General features: G+C 69.8%; 11 protein-coding genes and 1 pseudogene. 4 read left to right on the top strand and 8 right to left on the bottom strand.

Features of this window, described 5'->3' with window-relative positions:
* The first annotated feature begins 491 nt into the window (after positions 1-491).
* Positions 492-2,003 (top strand): DEAD/DEAH box helicase, encoded by a 1,512-nt coding sequence (locus IEY95_RS02905; protein WP_189184201.1) that lies wholly within the window; start codon positions 492-494, stop codon positions 2,001-2,003.
* Positions 2,004-2,134: 131 nt separating this feature from the next.
* Here IEY95_RS02905 and IEY95_RS02900 read toward each other — a convergent pair whose 3' ends face one another.
* Positions 2,135-2,953, bottom strand: coding sequence for a hypothetical protein (locus IEY95_RS02900; RefSeq protein WP_189184200.1), 819 nt, complete (start codon positions 2,951-2,953; stop codon positions 2,135-2,137).
* A complete protein-coding gene (locus IEY95_RS02895; protein WP_189184199.1) occupies positions 2,950-4,215 on the bottom strand; it encodes a glycosyltransferase family 4 protein in 1,266 nt (421 codons plus the stop codon). Before IEY95_RS02895 ends, IEY95_RS02900 begins: the two co-directional genes overlap by 4 nt.
* A gap of 221 nt (positions 4,216-4,436) precedes the next feature.
* Between IEY95_RS02895 and IEY95_RS02890 the strand changes: the two genes are divergently transcribed.
* Complete coding sequence (locus IEY95_RS02890; RefSeq protein WP_229702524.1) at positions 4,437-5,888, top strand: purine-cytosine permease family protein; 1,452 nt, start codon at positions 4,437-4,439, stop codon at positions 5,886-5,888.
* Positions 5,889-5,906: 18 nt separating this feature from the next.
* Here the strand turns inward: IEY95_RS02890 and IEY95_RS02885 are convergent, their stop codons facing one another.
* The 4 genes from IEY95_RS02885 to IEY95_RS02870 all read right to left on the bottom strand — a co-directional run bounded on the left by IEY95_RS02885 (position 5,907) and on the right by IEY95_RS02870 (position 11,221).
* Positions 5,907-7,166, bottom strand: a complete 1,260-nt coding sequence (locus tag IEY95_RS02885; RefSeq protein WP_189184197.1) for a vWA domain-containing protein — start codon at positions 7,164-7,166, stop codon at positions 5,907-5,909.
* A complete protein-coding gene (locus IEY95_RS02880; protein ID WP_189184196.1) occupies positions 7,163-8,425 on the bottom strand; it encodes an AAA family ATPase in 1,263 nt (420 codons plus the stop codon). The genes IEY95_RS02885 and IEY95_RS02880 overlap by 4 nt, the downstream gene beginning before the upstream one ends.
* Positions 8,426-8,484: 59 nt before the next feature.
* The gene (locus tag IEY95_RS02875) at positions 8,485-9,900 is read right to left on the bottom strand and encodes a hypothetical protein (RefSeq protein WP_189184195.1); all 1,416 of its coding nucleotides are present in this window, start codon (positions 9,898-9,900) and stop codon (positions 8,485-8,487) included.
* A gap of 262 nt (positions 9,901-10,162) precedes the next feature.
* Positions 10,163-11,221, bottom strand: a complete 1,059-nt coding sequence (locus IEY95_RS02870) for a PucR family transcriptional regulator (RefSeq protein ID WP_189184194.1) — start codon at positions 11,219-11,221, stop codon at positions 10,163-10,165.
* Between the two features lie 224 nt (positions 11,222-11,445).
* Here IEY95_RS02870 and IEY95_RS50560 point away from each other — a divergent pair.
* Positions 11,446-11,668 (top strand): annotated as a pseudogene (locus IEY95_RS50560) (hypothetical protein); the annotation flags it as partial.
* A 379-nt stretch (positions 11,669-12,047) separates the two neighbouring features.
* Here IEY95_RS50560 and IEY95_RS02860 read toward each other — a convergent pair.
* Entirely contained in the window at positions 12,048-13,370 is a 1,323-nt protein-coding gene (locus IEY95_RS02860; protein ID WP_189184192.1) for an RNA-guided endonuclease InsQ/TnpB family protein, read from the bottom strand.
* A gap of 246 nt (positions 13,371-13,616) precedes the next feature.
* Between IEY95_RS02860 and IEY95_RS02855 the strand changes: the two genes are divergently transcribed.
* Positions 13,617-14,150 (top strand): MarR family winged helix-turn-helix transcriptional regulator, encoded by a 534-nt coding sequence (locus tag IEY95_RS02855; RefSeq protein ID WP_189184191.1) that lies wholly within the window; start codon positions 13,617-13,619, stop codon positions 14,148-14,150.
* Positions 14,151-14,216: 66 nt separating this feature from the next.
* Here IEY95_RS02855 and IEY95_RS02850 read toward each other — a convergent pair whose 3' ends face one another.
* Complete coding sequence (locus IEY95_RS02850; RefSeq protein ID WP_189184190.1) at positions 14,217-14,969, bottom strand: DUF4142 domain-containing protein; 753 nt, start codon at positions 14,967-14,969, stop codon at positions 14,217-14,219.
* Positions 14,970-15,311: the final 342 nt, after the last annotated feature.

Here is a 15,311-nt window from a genome sequence, read left to right as displayed (position 1 = left end):
TCCGCAGCCCGCGGAATCCTCGCATGTCATTTACCGTCCGACCGCGTCGAGGAGTTCCTGTGATCCCCGTCACAAGGAGGTGCTGACGTGGATTGTCGGCCATGCGGCATCCGTTGCTGAGCCGTGTTCAACTCGGTGGCGGCGTGAGCCGCCGCGACCCGCCGGCGGTGACAGGTCCGGCCTCGAGAAGGGGCTGGATGATCTTGTTCTGTCGATTCAGAATTCGCATCGTGCGTGGTCAGCGCATTGCGGGCGGAAAATAGTGCCGTCGTTTCCGGATGTGTGCACCGTGCTAAAATTGCCCGAGTTGCGGCTGCGGCTCCCGTAAACACCCAAAGTGACTTGTGGCTCTTTGTGGGGTTTGCACTTTTCTTGGTGCGGGGTCATGTGGCCTGCTTCTCTTAATCTTACGTTCGGCTCGTTCTTGCAATTCGTTCGGCTCATGTATGCCGAGAATTCCTCGATGCGCGCCATATCGAGGAAGGTTCTCCATGAACCGCTCAGCTCGTCCGAACGACCGTTTCGGGACCGACCGGGGAGCCCGATTCCGGGCGCAGGGTCAAGGGCGCCCCGGCGTCGGCTCGGGCGGCACCGGGCGCCGCCCCTCCGCACCGCAAGGGGAGTTCGCGCTGCCTGTCACCGTCACCCCGGCCCTCCCCGCGGTGGCGAGCTTCGGTGAACTGGACATGCCGGTCGAGTTGTTGGAGATGCTCACCGGCCTCGGCCTGAACGAACCGTTCCCGATCCAGGCCGCCACACTGCCGAACTCCCTCGCGGGCCGCGATGTGCTGGGGCGCGGGCGCACCGGATCGGGCAAGACCCTCGCTTTCGGCCTCGCGCTCCTTGTACGCACGGCTGGACAGCGTGCCGACGCCCGGAAGCCACTGGCCCTGGTCCTCGTGCCCACCCGCGAGTTGGCCCAGCAGGTCACCGATGCGCTCACCCCCTACGCCCGGTTGCTGAAGCTGCGGCTGGCCACCGTGGTCGGCGGCATGTCGATCGGCAGGCAGGCGGGCGCACTGCGCGCCGGGGCGGAGGTCGTCGTCGCGACTCCCGGCCGGCTCATGGATCTCATCGAGCGCCGGGACTGCCGTCTGGACCGGGTGAACATCACCGTCCTGGACGAGGCCGACCAGATGGCCGACATGGGCTTCATGCCTCAGGTCACCGAACTGCTCGATCAGGTGCGCCCCGACGGCCAGCGCATGCTGTTCTCGGCCACGCTGGATCGCAACATCGACCTCCTGGTCCGTCGCTATCTCCACGATCCGGTCGTCCACTCGGTCGACCCCTCGGCGGGCGCGGTCACCACGATGGAGCATCACGTGCTGCAGGTGCACGGCGCGGACAAGTACGCCACCGCCACCGAGATCGCCGCCCGTGACGGGCGCGTGATCATGTTCCTGGACACCAAGCACGCCGTCGACCAGTTCACCAAGCACCTGCTGAGCAGCGGCGTACGGGCCGCGGCGCTGCACGGTGGCAAGTCGCAGCCCCAGCGGACCCGCACCCTGGCACAGTTCAAGTCCGGCGACGTCACGGCGCTGGTGGCAACCAACGTCGCGGCCCGTGGCATTCATGTCGACGACCTCGACCTCGTCGTCAATGTCGATCCGCCCAGCGATCACAAGGACTACCTGCACCGCGGCGGCCGTACCGCACGGGCCGGTGAGTCCGGCAGTGTCGTGACGCTGGTCCTGCCCAACCAGCGCCGGGACATGGCCCGTCTGATGTCCGACGCCGGCATCAGGCCGCAGGTCACCCAGGTCCGCTCGGGCGAGGCCGAGTTGAGCCGCATCACCGGCGCCCAGGCTCCCTCCGGCGTCCCGGTCGGCGGCAGCGGGCCGGTCGCGGAGCGCCCGAAGCGAGGCGGTGCCCCCTTCCGCGGTCTGGGGACACGCACCGGTCGGCCCGGTCGCGCCGGTGGCGAGTCACGCCGCTCCGCGGAGGCCCGCCTGACTGCAGAGGCCCGCAAGGCCGCCCGGATCCGTCGCGGCGGCTGACGACTCCCTGACGGCTCGGCGTTCGGGGCGGCCGCGGCGGCGGCCGGGGATCCACGCGGTCGGCGGCCCCCTGTGCCGTGAACTGGAGTACTGATCGTCTGCCTGGGTCCAGGCAGGCTGCCGGCGGAGCCTCAACCTGCCTTCGCCACCGTCACGGAGAGGTCGTTGTCGACGGTGTAGTAGGGGCGCAGGGCGGCGCCGCCGAGCGTGACCGTCGGGTAGACGAACACTTCCTTGCGGTCCGCCACGTCGTCGAGGAGACGGGCGACCCGGATGAGAGGTGCGTTGGCCGCGGGCTGTATGAAGACGTCCCAGACACCGCTCCCGGTGCTCGTCCCGGCGGCCAACTCCTCGTGGTCGACGGTGAAGGAGAAGCTGCGGCCGTCCTGTCCGGCCCGGGGCTCCACGGTGCGTTGGGTGCCGTTGCCGCCCCGCAGGCGCAGGCATACCACCGCTCCCTCCAGGAGCGTGGCGCCGTGCAGGCGTGCGCCGACCGTGATCGACCGGTCCGTGACGTTGATGCCGTCGACCTCCGCGTGGGCGGGGCGCAACCAGGCCCGTACCGCGAGATGGCCGTCCTTGGTGACGTAGGGAATGCGCACGGCCAGCGGTGACGGCCGGTCATGGAGGTATCCGTCGACGAGGGCGCGTAGGTCGCGCAGACCGGGGCGCAGACGTAGCCGCGGGGATCCCGGTTCCGGGACCAGGTACACGTCCCACCGGCCCTCCGTGAGAACGGGGTTCGCGCCCAGGACGGCGCGCCGGCGACCCTCGTCGGTGGCCTCCAGGTCGAGGACGTGAACGGTCTTCTCGGGCTGCCCCTTCTTCGGACGCAGCCCCAGCAGCAACTGCCCGCCCTCGGGCCACCGCGGCGGCAGGTCGAAGGTAATGCGGCCGTCCGTATCGACCATGCAGCCCACGCGTGGTTGCGCACCGTCGTCCCTGCTCATGGCCGCCCCCTCCGTACCCTGCGCAGCGCGCTGCCGGCCGCGGTGAGCGCGGCGTCGCGGGCGGCGAAGCCCTGACTGACGAGGACGCGGCGCGCGCCGGCGCGTCCCTGCACGACCCGTCGCCCCGTCCTTCTCGCCGAGACCGCCTCGGCGAACAGGCGCTCGGCCTGCTCGACCACAGGGCCGGGAGCGAACCGCCGCGCGTTCTCCAAGGCCGCTCGGCCCGTATCGCGGCGCCGGTCGTCCTCACGGACCAGCTCCAGCAGGGCCGCGCCCAGGGCGTCACGATCCCCGACCGGCACGAGCCGGCCGTCGACCCCGTCCTCGATGATTTCGCCGGGTCCGTAGGGGCAGTCGGTGCTCACCACCGGCAGGCCGCAGCGCATCGCCTCGACAATCGTCATGCCGAACGGCTCGAAGTCGGAGGCGGCCGCACCGATCGAGCCCTTGACCCACTCCGCTTCCATGGGAGCCGCCGCGCCCATCAGGAAGACGTTGTTCCACAGACCGAGGTCCGCGATGAGCTCGCGCAGCCGATCGTGTTGCTCCCCTTTGCCGTAGATGCGCAACTGCCAGTCCGGGCGTTCGGCGGCGACCACGGCGAAGGCCTCGATGAGCAGGTCGTACCGCTTCACCGGGACCAGCCGGCCTGCCGCGACGACCACCTTCGCGGTGCCGTCCGCGGCGGGGAGCGCGGGATCAGGCACGCTGTTCGGGAGTGTCTCCACCCGTACACCGGGCAGCCTCATCTTGCGCCGGTAGGCGGCGGCGTCCGCCTCGGTCACCGTGGTGAGCGCGTCGAGCCGGCGGTAGGCCCGGCGCAACGTGTTGCGCAGCTGTGGCGGATGGTTGTCCAGAGTGAGGTGCTCCTGCCCGATGCGTACGACGTGTCGCGGAGCCTGGAGCGCGAGATGCACATTGAGCCCCGGCCGGGTTCCGATCACCACGTCGGCGTCGATCGTGGCCAGGCAGTCGCCGATCCGCTGGTCGGTCAACTCGCTGTACTGCCGGTACCGGTACTCGGCGCGTGGGAACACCCTCGCCGGTCTCAGCTGTAACGGATGCCGCCGCTCATGCCTGAGGTCCACCAGCGGCCGCAGCGACACGCTCGAGTCAAGGGTGAAGGTCGGGTGCTCCCGGTGCCGCAGCACGGAGACGATCTCCACCTCGTGGCGCTCGGCCAGTGCGTGGGCCAGGTTGAACGTGGTGGTGATCGTGCCTCCGATTCCGTAGGCGTTGTGGAGCAGGAAAGAGATCTTCATGGTGGGCTAGACCACGGCAACTTCCCTACGGTTGTCGCCCGTTATCACTTCGTGGCTCATCGGTGCCGCTCCGGCAGGCGGCCCGGGACGCGGAGGAGTGCAGGCCGGCCGGACACACCGGCCGGTACGGCCCTCCTTGACCGGTGTGGCCCGGGGGCTGAACGTGGCCATATGCGATGAATATTCTCACCGTATGGTGAATGCCCTCAAAGGAGGCACTCGTGACCACGGGATCACAGCCACGGGTATCGGGTCTGGAAATCCGCTCCATCGACTACGTTCCCCTGGACGAGCGGCACGGAAAGCTGTGGCACCTGGGGCCTCTGTGGTTCATGTCCAACGCGCAGATCGCCACACTGGCGGTGGGCCTGATCAGCATCACCGAGGGTGGCAACCTCATCTGGTCGCTGATCGCGATCGCCGCGGGCACCATCCTGGGCACCTTCTTCATGGCCTTCCACTCCGCGCAGGGCCCGCAGCTGGGACTGCCGCAGATGATCCAGTCACGGCCGCAGTTCGGCTACGTCGGAGCCCTGCTGGTGTGGCTGTTCGCCTATGTGCAGTACGCCGGATTCAACGTCTTCAACACGATCCTGGCCGGCGAGGCCCTGCACACCACGGTGCACGGCGGGGTCAAGCTGTGGGTCGTCGTGGTCACCCTCATCGCGTTCGTCATCGCGCTGGTGGGCTACGACGTCATCCACCGCGCCGAGCGGGTCCTCACCTACACCTTCCTGGTCATCTTCGGGATCTTCACGGTGGGCGTGCTGGTCACCCTGCACTATCCCCCCGGCTCCTTCGACCTCGGCGGCTTCCAGTGGACGCCGTTCCTCGCGCAGTTCGGCGTGGTCGCCGGCTACCAGATCAGCTGGGCCATCTACGTCTCGGACTACTCCCGCTACCTCCCTCCGGACGTGACCGTCCGCAAGACCTTCTACTGGACGTACTTCGGGTCGGCACTCGGCGGTATCTGGCTGATGATGCTCGGGGCGCTGCTCGCCGCGTGGGCGGGCGAGGGTTTCGAGACGATCCGCTCGATCAACGCCGCGGGCGACAAGGTATTCAGCGGGTTCGGCGCGATCGTGCTGCTGTTCGCCGCCCTGGGACTGGTCTCGGTGACCGCGCTGAACATGTACGGCGGGTCCCTCACGCTCATCAGCGCGATCGACTCGTTCAAGAGAGTACGGCCGACCCTCGCCGTACGGCTCGTGACGATCGGCCTCACCGCGGCGCTCTCCGTGGTGGGTGCGCTCGCCGCCACCGCCCACTTCCTTCAGAACTTCAACAACTTCCTGCTGCTGGTGCTCTACCTGTTCATTCCGTGGACCGCGGTCAACCTCATGGACTACTACGTGGTGCGCCGTGGCCACTACGCGGTCGCCGAGATCTTCAATCCGCACGGCATCTACGGTCGCTGGGGCTGGCACGGCATCATCGCCTACCTGGTCGGGTTCGTTGTCATGGTGCCGTTCTTCTCCGTGGGCACGCTCTACGTCGGACCTGCCGCCGATGCGCTCGGCGGTGCGGACATCTCCTTGTTCATCGGCCTGCCCGTCTCCGCGGTGCTCTACTGGCTGCTCACCCGGTCGATCGATGTCGATGCCGAGGCGCGCCTGGCCGAGGCGGAGGCCGAGGCCCTGGAATTGGCGTCGCACGAGCACCGGGAGCCGTGATCTTCCCGTCGCGCTGTCTCACCGAGTGGCGGGAGCCGACCCGATGACCACCACACGTGCCCAGCCCGGCGGCGAGTCCGGCACGTAATCGGGATCGTCCTCGTCCCACGACCCGGCTGCCCGCTGCCGGGGGAACAGACCCACCACCGTCCGGCACGCCGGTCGCGTCTCCGGCCAGGGGGTCTGACCGTCGGTCAGGACCACGATGACATCGGGGCGGGGATTCGCTCGGAGCGCCTTGGCGAAGCCCGTGCGAAGATCCGTACCCCCACCGCCCATCAGCGGGATTCCCTCACCGCGGCACAGCGGGTGCACGATGCGGGCCGCCGCGTCGCACGGCAGCACGGTGATCAGGTCCCGACGACCGCCCACGGCGCTGGAGATCGCGGCAACCTCGAGGAGCGCGCTGCCCAGTTCGGTGTCACTGACCGAGCCTGATGTGTCGATGACCACGGAGACCCGGGGCGGGCTGCGCCGAAGGCTCGGCAGTACGGCGCCGGGTACTCCGGCCGAGCGCCGTGACGGCCGGCCGTAGGTGTAGTCCTCGCCGACGCCTGGGCCGCAGGCCGCCGAGCGGACCGCCGCGCCCAGCAACTCCCGCCAGGGCTGCGGCGGATGGAACGCCTCCTCCGCCCACCGCTGCCACCCCTTCGAGGCGTTGCCCGGGCGGCCGGCGATGCCCTGCGCCACCCGGAACCGGACCGCGTCCCGCTCCTGCTCACTGAGGCCGTGGGCGCCGTCCGGTCCCAGGTCCCACTCCCGCTCCAGCCCGTCGGCTCCACTGCCGCAGTCCAACCAGGCGGCGCTCGGCGTAAGGGGCTCGATCCGGAGCTCACGCAGGTAGTCCTCCATGAGCCACCCCTCGGGAAGCCCCAAGGATCTCGGTCGCACAGCGCCTTTGGGCCGGACCAGCCCGTCGCCGAACACGTCGTCGTTGATCTCGCAGTCCGCGGCGATGTTCATGCGCAGTCGTTCGCCCTGACCGGTCCACGAGCGCTCCCGCGCTACCCGGTCACTGCGCCCGTGGTGGTCGCGAAGGAGGTGCGAGACCTCGTGCACCCATACCCCGGCCAGTTCCTCCACCGGCGTCCGATCCACGAACGCCGGCGAGACGTAGCAGCGCCAGTGCCGGTCGACGGCCATGGTCGGAACCTGTCGGGACTCGACGGTGTGCAGGGCGAACAGGGCCGTCGCCAAGTAGGGCCGGGCCCGAGCGGCATGCAGTCGGGCTGCGAAGAGCTTGTCGAGGTCGAGTGTCCCCGGTGCGTCCGCGATCATCGGCCCGCCTTCGCGGCGACGGTGGTCCGGGCCGCCGCGTGGTCGGCTCGCCGGGACAGGGTCACCACTCCGGCGAGCCGCTCGATGGACGCCGGGACGTCCCAGTCCTCCTGGCGCAGCGAAGCGAGGGTGGTCGCGGGGACGACCACCAGGTCCGGGGCTCCGGTCTCCACCGCCCGGACCAGGAGCGCCCACGCCGCGTCCCAGCGGGTCTTGTCCGGGCGCTTGCGGATCGCGTCCACCACACCGTCCAGCACGGCCTGACGCAGATCTCCGCGCTCGGGCAGAGCGGCACCGGCCGGGTCGGCGAGGAGCACCTCGGGGTCCGGGAGGTCCATCCGGTCCATGCCGGCCAGGAGCTCCAGCCCCGGACCGTCTCCCACGGTGCCTCTGACCAGCAGGGAGAGCACCTCCCGGGAGGAGCCGGCCGCGGTCGCGAAGGCCACCAGGCGCAGGGCCATCTCCCAGCTCCGGGGCGACGGCCAGGCGCCGCCCCGGCGCGTCTCACTGCTGGGCAGTTGGTGCACGAGTCTGGGTCGGCCGGTGAGGAGTCCGCACACCGCGCGGCGGGCGAAGCCCACGGCCTCCGGCAACTTCTCCGGGTCGAGCCGTGGCAGGGTTGCGCGGGGCCACGTCCCACCGAGGCCGCGTACGACGACCTCGTGGTCGTGGGTCCACTGAAGATGGACGAAACGGTTGGCCAGAGGCGGGCTCAGCTCCCAGCCGTCGGCCGCCGAGGAACGTGGGTTGGCGGCAGCCACGATCCGTACCCCGGGCGGCAGTTGGAGGGCACCGATCCGCCGCTCCAGGACGAGGCGGAGCAGAGCGGCTTGAACGGCCGGCGGAGCGGTGGACAGCTCGTCGAGGAACAGCAGCCCTCGACCGGCCCGTACCAGGCGCACGGCCCAGTCCGGCGGGGCCATCGGGACACCGTGTTCCGCCGGATCGTCGCCGATGATGGGCAGCCCCGAGAAGTCGGACGGCTCGTGCACACTGGCGATCACTGTGGTCAGCGGAAGGTCCAAGGCCGCGCCGAGCTGTGTCAGGGCCGCGGTCTTGCCGATCCCCGGCTCACCCCACAGGAGTACGGGCAGGTCGGCGGCCACGGCGAGAGTCAGGGCCGCCAGTTGGGTGTCGGGGCGCGGCTCGGTGGCGGTGTTGCGCAGCAGGGTCAGCAACTCGCCGGCGACGTCGAGTTGGGAGGGGTGGGGCGGGGCGGAAGAGGTGCCGGTTGCGACGGACGGGGTGCATGTGGGCATGTGTGATCACCTTTGGGTTCGTAGTGAGCCGAGTGGGTGCGGAGACGAAGGTCCCCGCGTCAGCGAGTGCTCGCGTGGCGCGGGTGCGAACGGCGGTCACGGGAACGGCGACGGTCCGGGTGGATCCGGATGCGACCGGGGCCGGGTCCGACCAGGCCTGCCCTGAACAGTCCGTAGGCGATCCGCCGCTGTGCGGCCGCCTCCAATTCGTCCCGCAGCGCGCCGGTGCGCAGCAGCGCGCCGGGGCCCAGCAGGCCTTCGACGACGGCCAGCGCACCAGCCGTGTCGCCATGGTCCAGGCGTTCACGGACGCCGATGAGGCAGTCCGGATGGCGGTGCGCCTCGTCGATTGCCCGCAGGCAGGGCAGCGGAGTGCCGGTCAGCGCGGCCAGCAGTTCCTCCCGCCGGACCTCGGCAGGGTCGTGGTCCAGCGGCGCCAGTACCCCGTTGACCAGGCCGATCCGGTGCTGCGCTCCCCGGCACTCCACGAGGCGCGGTTGCCCCGCCCGGTCCGAAACCCGAGGCGAACCCGCCGGCGAACAGTCGGGTACCAATGCGGAAGCGACCAGCGGGTGCAGCCGATCGACCTCGACCTCGATCGACCCGGTGCGGATCAGTTCCAGGTCGGGCAGCACCCAGGTCGCCGCGTCGGGCAGGACGGGCAGCGCGGAGCCGCCGGCATCCGTGGCGGCGGCCGCAATGCGCAATGCGGGCGGTCCGGCGCCGTCGCTGTCCGCGACGAGGTCGAGGACCAGTCGATGTCGGGCCCCCAACCGCACAGTGACGGTGCCGGTGGACCGTCCTTCGGTGTGGAGCAGCATTCCCGCCTCGGCCGCCCACCGGTCAACGGCGCAGCGGTACCCCTGCGGCACCGTTCGTAGCAGATCCGCGTCCGGCACAAGGCGGCCGTCGGCGGGCGGCCGATCGGCCCCGGACCGGATCCGCAGCTCGTCGGTCCTGCGTGCGTCCCACAGGTGGCGGTGCAGGTCGAGGCGGAACCTGGGATGGGGGCGGGAATGGGGATGACGGCAGGCATCGGCCTCGGAGCGGGATCCGTCCCACAGCGCGAGGCTGATGCGCTGACCGCCGTCCGCCCAAGCCGGCGGAGTCCGGGCCACGAGGTGCACCGGGCATGGGCCGTGGCGTCCCGCGGTGTCGTAGCGAGCCAGAGAGATGGTCAGACCCGGGCGCAGCAATCCATCAGGAGCGATCCTCGGCATGTGCCAGCGCAACAGGTCGGGAGCCAGATGGCGCAGATCGGCCCGGACTTGGGCTGCGAGTTCCTGGCCATGAGTACGCGCCAAGGAACGCGGATTGAGATCGACATCGATGCCTGCGGCGGCACACGCTCCGGCCCAGTCCCCGATACGACGGCGGGCGGTCGCGGTCTCGATCATGGACGGCGGCACGGCGAACTCGCGCACGCGCAGCCAGAAGGAAGGGCGGGAATCCCTGTTCGCGGTCTGAGTGAGCATCAGCACTCACCTTGCGCGGACGGGTCCCCCAATCTGTCAACAGAGTGAGTCGTCATCGCGGGGAGCATAGCTCTCCGCACTTCCATCTGCCAGGTGTTTCCGGTCGCAGCGGAGCGCAGCGCGGGGTCCTGACGGCGGACGCGGAGCGCGCGGGCGCGGCAACCGCACGACCGGGCAGCGCAGTTGAACGAACGTGAGGAGTACGGCCGTGGGAATCGGACTGACGCCGTCGGCCACCATCACTTTCCGCCGAGGTCGGGACTCACAATTCCCTGGCGGGCCAGTCCAGAAGCCGGGCACCGATGACCGCGGTCTGGAGCACGTAGCGGTGGGCCGGGTCGGCGGGATTGGCACCGGTGAGTTTGTGGATTCGTTCCAGGCGGTACGTCAGGGCGCGGACGCTCAAGGAGAGGCGGCGGGCGGCTTCGGTCCCGACGCAGCCGGAGTCGAAGTACGCGGTGAGGGTGTCCAGGAGGTGCTGGGCGCCGCCGCGGGCGGTGGTGAGCGGGCCGAGGGTGTCGAGGACGAGGTCCGTCATGGCTTGGCGGTCACGGGTGAGGACGGGATACACCAGCAGGTCGGCGGCGCGCAGCACCGGGTCGTCGAGTTCGAGCCGCTCCGCCAGTTCGAGGGCGTTCAGAGCCTCCTCGTAGGACTGGACGACCCCGCCGGGGCCGGGCTGGGGCCGGCCGATGGCGACGCGTCCGCCGTCGGTGGCCGCGTACGCCTGCTTGGCGAAGTACGTGAGGGCGTCCTCCTGGTCGCCGGGGGCGATGCACAGCATCCGGCCGTCCTTGGTGGTGAGCAGGATGTTGCGGTCCCCGAAGCGGGCGATGAGGGCCCGCTCCAGTCGGCGCGGTACCGGGTCGGCCTCGTCGTACGCCGTCGTGGCCTGCGCGACCGCGACGGCGTGCGCGTGGGACAGGCGCAGCCCGAAGCGCTCGGCGCGTTCGGCGAGGCGCCCCAGGTCGCTGCGGCCGTAGAGGAGGTCGTCGATGAACTCGCGGCGGGCCGCCTCCTCCTGTCGTACGGCGAGGAGTTGTGCCCGCTCGAAGCCCTCGGCGAAGGCGTCTATGACCTGCTGGATCGCGGCAAGCGTGCTGTCGGCGGAAGCGGGCGTGGCGGGCCAGGCGGCGCGGGCGGCGGAGAGGTGTGCGCTGACCAGCGCGCGCAGCCCGTGGCCGGAATCGGCGGCACGTTCCCCGAGCACGCGGCGTGACTCGATCTCGTCGCGGGTGAGGCGGCGGCCGGTGGCCGAAACCTCGGACAGCATCCGGGCATAGCCGTCCAGATACTGCTCGGGTATCTCCCGCTGCGTCACGTCGTCCCCCGGTTTCTTGACGGCCCGGTGACGACTTCTTAGCGGCGACCGGCATCAAGACCCTAATGAACACTGCCGGGCACCGGCAATGCGCGGGCCGGTCCCGGCCATGCACGATGTGCCGCGGGGAGCACGACGGACGGTTCCGGTGCCGGACACCGGCAGGTGTCCGGCACCGGAACCCGGAGGGGAGTCGTGCACCACCGGAGCAGGCCGTCCCCTGGCGCGAACTGGGCGACCACGTAAGGGCGGAGGAACTCGCCGGACGCCTGAAGGCGGCCCGCCAGGAGGCGACCCGTGCCCTGCACGACCGCACCGACCTGTACGCCGACGGCGGCCGCACCCTCCGGCTGGGCCGTCACCGCCTCGCCGTCAACACCCCAGCCCATTGATCTCCCCCTGCTCCCGCACGGCAACGCCCTCGCCTCCGCGCTCACCTGCGCCGACGCCGCTCCCGACGCTCGCGGCGGTGGTCGACGCAGGCCATGCCGACCGGCTGTGCGCGGCGGTGGTCGACGAAGGTCACGCCGACCGGCTGTGCGAGGCACCGGCTGGCCGTGAGGCCGGGACTGCCATCTATCTGTGGTTGCGGTCTTTCGGGCCGGCCTGATAAGGCGGTGGGCCCTCACTCGGTCGGCAGGCTCGTCGCGACGGTGGGTCCCTCGTCGATCCACTCACCGAGCACGTTGTCTCCGTCAGGTCGGTTCCGGCGACGAGAATCCGGCCGCGCAATGGTAAATCGGTTCCCATAGGACGAGTGGGTCGTGAATTCGGCACGTTGAAGTGCTCTCCTTCCTTCGGCAAGCCTCGGGATGGAGATTCCCACCTACCTTGCGGTGGCGGGCTTGACGCCGGGTGGGCGCCTGACGACTGCCCTCCCGGCAGCCGGGATGAGCGCGAGTCCCATCCGGTACAGGTGCAGGATGTTCCGGGCGGCGTTGTGGTCGGCGTTGCCCGACCAGCCGCAGTCCCGGTTCTTGCACACGAACACTTCCTGGGACTCCCGGCTGCCCGGTGTGGTGAAGCCGCATGCTGAGCAGCGTCGGGAGGTGCCGGGAGCGGGGACCTTGTGCAGGATGCCGCCGTGCCTGGCTGCCTTGTACGTCAGCAGCGTGATGGTCCGGCCCCATGCCTCCTGGCTGATGGAGCGGTTCAGACCGGCCTTCTGCGCGACATTCTTGCCTGGCTCCTCGATGGTGCCCCGGGCGCTCTTGGTCATGGCCGGGATGTCCAGTTGTTCCACCACGATCACGCCGTAGGTGCGGGCGAGCTCGGTGGTGGTCTGGTGCTGCCAGTCACTGGCCCTGCGCTTGGCTTTCGCACGAAGGCTTGCGATCTGGTCATAGGTCCGCTTCAGCCGGTTGCTCATGCGCTGCCCGGGCTTGCAAAGGCTCTTGCGGTGCGCGGCCCTGCGTTCCAGACACAGCAGCCTGGCCTTCTCATCGGGGTTGAGCCACTTGTCCCGGTCGGCGGTCTTGTCGGGGAGCCGGGGTGATCGCCCGTGGTCCTGGTGGTTTCCGTCCGAGAGGGCGAGGGGGATGTTCACCCCGGCGTCGATGCCGGCCTCCGGTCCCCGGTGCGGCTGGGGCTTGGGTTCCAGGGTGGTGATGCGGAAGGCGATGTGCCAGCCCAGCGCATCCTTGACCAGCCGGGCGCCGGTGATCCGGTTGTCGGCGTTCGCCTTCTTCCCCACCGGCAGGTCACGGGTCCAGCGGAAGCGGACCCGGCCGACCTTGGGAATGTTGACCATGCCCCAGCGACGGTGCACCCGCGTGATCTGCAAGTCCCGCCCCTGCGGGATGTCCACGCTCATGACCGTGCGGAACCGGTTTTTGAAGTTCGGTTCGTCGGCGCGTTTTTCCCAGCAGTTCTTCCATGCCTGGTAGTAGGTCTTCAATACCGCTTGCGCGGCCTGCGCCGGCAGAACGCCGAGCCAGTCGATCTCCATGCGGGCCCGGCGTATCGCCACGTCGTCGGCGGCCAGTGTCCGCTTGTCCTTCGACAACATCGTCCACCAGGCGTGCAGACAGTTCCACATGGTGCGGGCCGCGTGGGCCTGGTCGTCGACGAGCCGGATCTCGGCAGGGCTCAGCGTCAGCCGGGCACGGTGCCCGAACTGCCGCTTCTCCAGACCAAGTTCCCAACTCACCCGGTCACCCTATCTTTTGGCGTATGTCACCACGGTGGAAACCGGATCCCGACATACGCACGGGCCCTACCGGCGTGGCGTCTTCTGACCGTGGTACGCCAGTACATCGAGAACCAGCAGTGCCCCGTGGGCTGAGCTAAACCGTGCAGCCCCGTGCTTACGTGCGGGTCAGAGCCGCTATGAGATGCGCTTCACCTTCCCCGTAAACGGGGGAGCACTACGCAAGATCAGAGGTAGAAAGGACGCATGGCGGAGCGCGAGATCCCCGCAGGGGGCACGGACGATGTCGATGCGGTCACCCGAGCGGTGCTGACCGCGTCCCGGCTGCTGGTCGCGGTCTCCGCTCGTTCTCTCGCCGAGGTCGAGGAGCGGGTGACACTGCCTCAGTTCCGCATGCTGGTTGTGCTGTCCACCCGCGGGGCCACCAAGCTCGTCACACTCGCCGACCTGCTTCAGGTCGCGCCGTCGACCGCCATGCGCATGATCGACCGGCTGATCGCGGCCGGGCTCGCCGACCGGCAGACCAACCCCGACAATCGTCGCGAGACCCTGCTGCAGCTCACCGAGGAGGGGCGGCGCGCGGTCGAGGACGTGACCGCCCGACGCCGCGCCGAGATCGCCGCCATCGTCGAACGGCTCGCCCCGCAGCAGCGCGCGGCGCTCGTCGAGGCACTCACCGCGTTCAACGAGGCGGGCGGCGAACCCCTGGTTCCCGCGATGGACGATCCTGAGCCGCATCCACTGGGCTGGGTGGACGCTGTCGCGGGGCGCGATGCCTGAAACCCCTGTTCCTGGCGCCGAGTCGGTCGGGCTGATCGCAGGCTCCAACCGGAGCTCCGTCGGCGGTCATCCGATCGTCGGGGTCGGGGTCGGTGTCGGTGTCGGGGAAGTCGTGTTCACATCCAGGCCCGGGGGCAGGGTGAGGGAGAGGACCGGGGATCCCGGCTGGGGAGGTGGCGGGGTCAGCTGGTCCTTGGGGAGTTTCGGCGGGGTGGTCTGTTGGAAGTTGGCCTGGTCGAAATTGACCAGTCCGGTCCGCTCCAGCACCGTGATGTGGTCCAGGACGGTGTCGTTGGCCTGATCGGCGAGCTGACGCACCAGGGTGTTCTGGGTGCTGGCGCGGATCTTGGCGATGACCGGGAAGATCTGGCCGTGGGTCACCCGCATGATGTTGACCGCGGTGGTGTCGAACTGCTTGCCGGTGCTCCCGTCGGCGGTGGCCACGAACTGCTGCTGTTGCGGGCTCGCCTGGTTGGGCAGGGCGATGCCCAGCTCGGGGGCGATCTTCCGGCAGGCTTCGTCGAGGCGTGAGTGCCCGACGACCAGGTGCTTGCCGGCCTCTTTCATCTCCGCCGTGGTGCCCCGCTTCATGGCCATCAGGCCGAGGGGATGCTCCCACAGGCCCGCCGCGCGGACCTTGACGACGAAGTCCCGGTCGGCCTCGGTCAGCGGTCCGTAGCGGGTGTTGGCGATCACGCGCGACGGGGAGGTCGTCGCGTTCTGCACGCCGAGCATCGCGGGGTAGGCGAGGGCGGCGAGAGTCAGGCTCAGTGCGCCGCCCACGAAGACGGTTCCTGCCATGTTGCGCGAAAGGCGCATCGTGCCTCCTGAGGTGAGTGGCCGGTACGCCAGGAGGTACGGACGGGCTGAACCGATCCATCATTGCCCTGAGCAAATCTTGCACTCTGCTTTGTGTTGTGCATCACATGTCGGTGGGGTGCGGCGGTTCGGTGGGGTGCGGCGGTGCGGCAGACGATTGACGGCGGTGCTGGTGAGGACCGACCGGTCGGCGCCGGAGCCCCTGAGTCCGGCGGAGGCTCGGGGCGTCGGGGCCGGGTGGCGGCGCGGCGCCCGCTTTCGGGTGACTCGACAGCCTGTCGCCGGAGCGGGACGGTTCGGCGTGTCCGACCATCTCAGCCGCCCGCACCGTCACCAGGAGGT

The sequence above is a fragment of the Streptomyces albiflavescens genome, assembly GCF_014645835.1.
In the GTDB taxonomy this organism is placed as follows: domain Bacteria; phylum Actinomycetota; class Actinomycetes; order Streptomycetales; family Streptomycetaceae; genus Streptomyces; species Streptomyces albiflavescens.
This window is presented reverse-complemented; position numbering and strand designations above follow the sequence as displayed.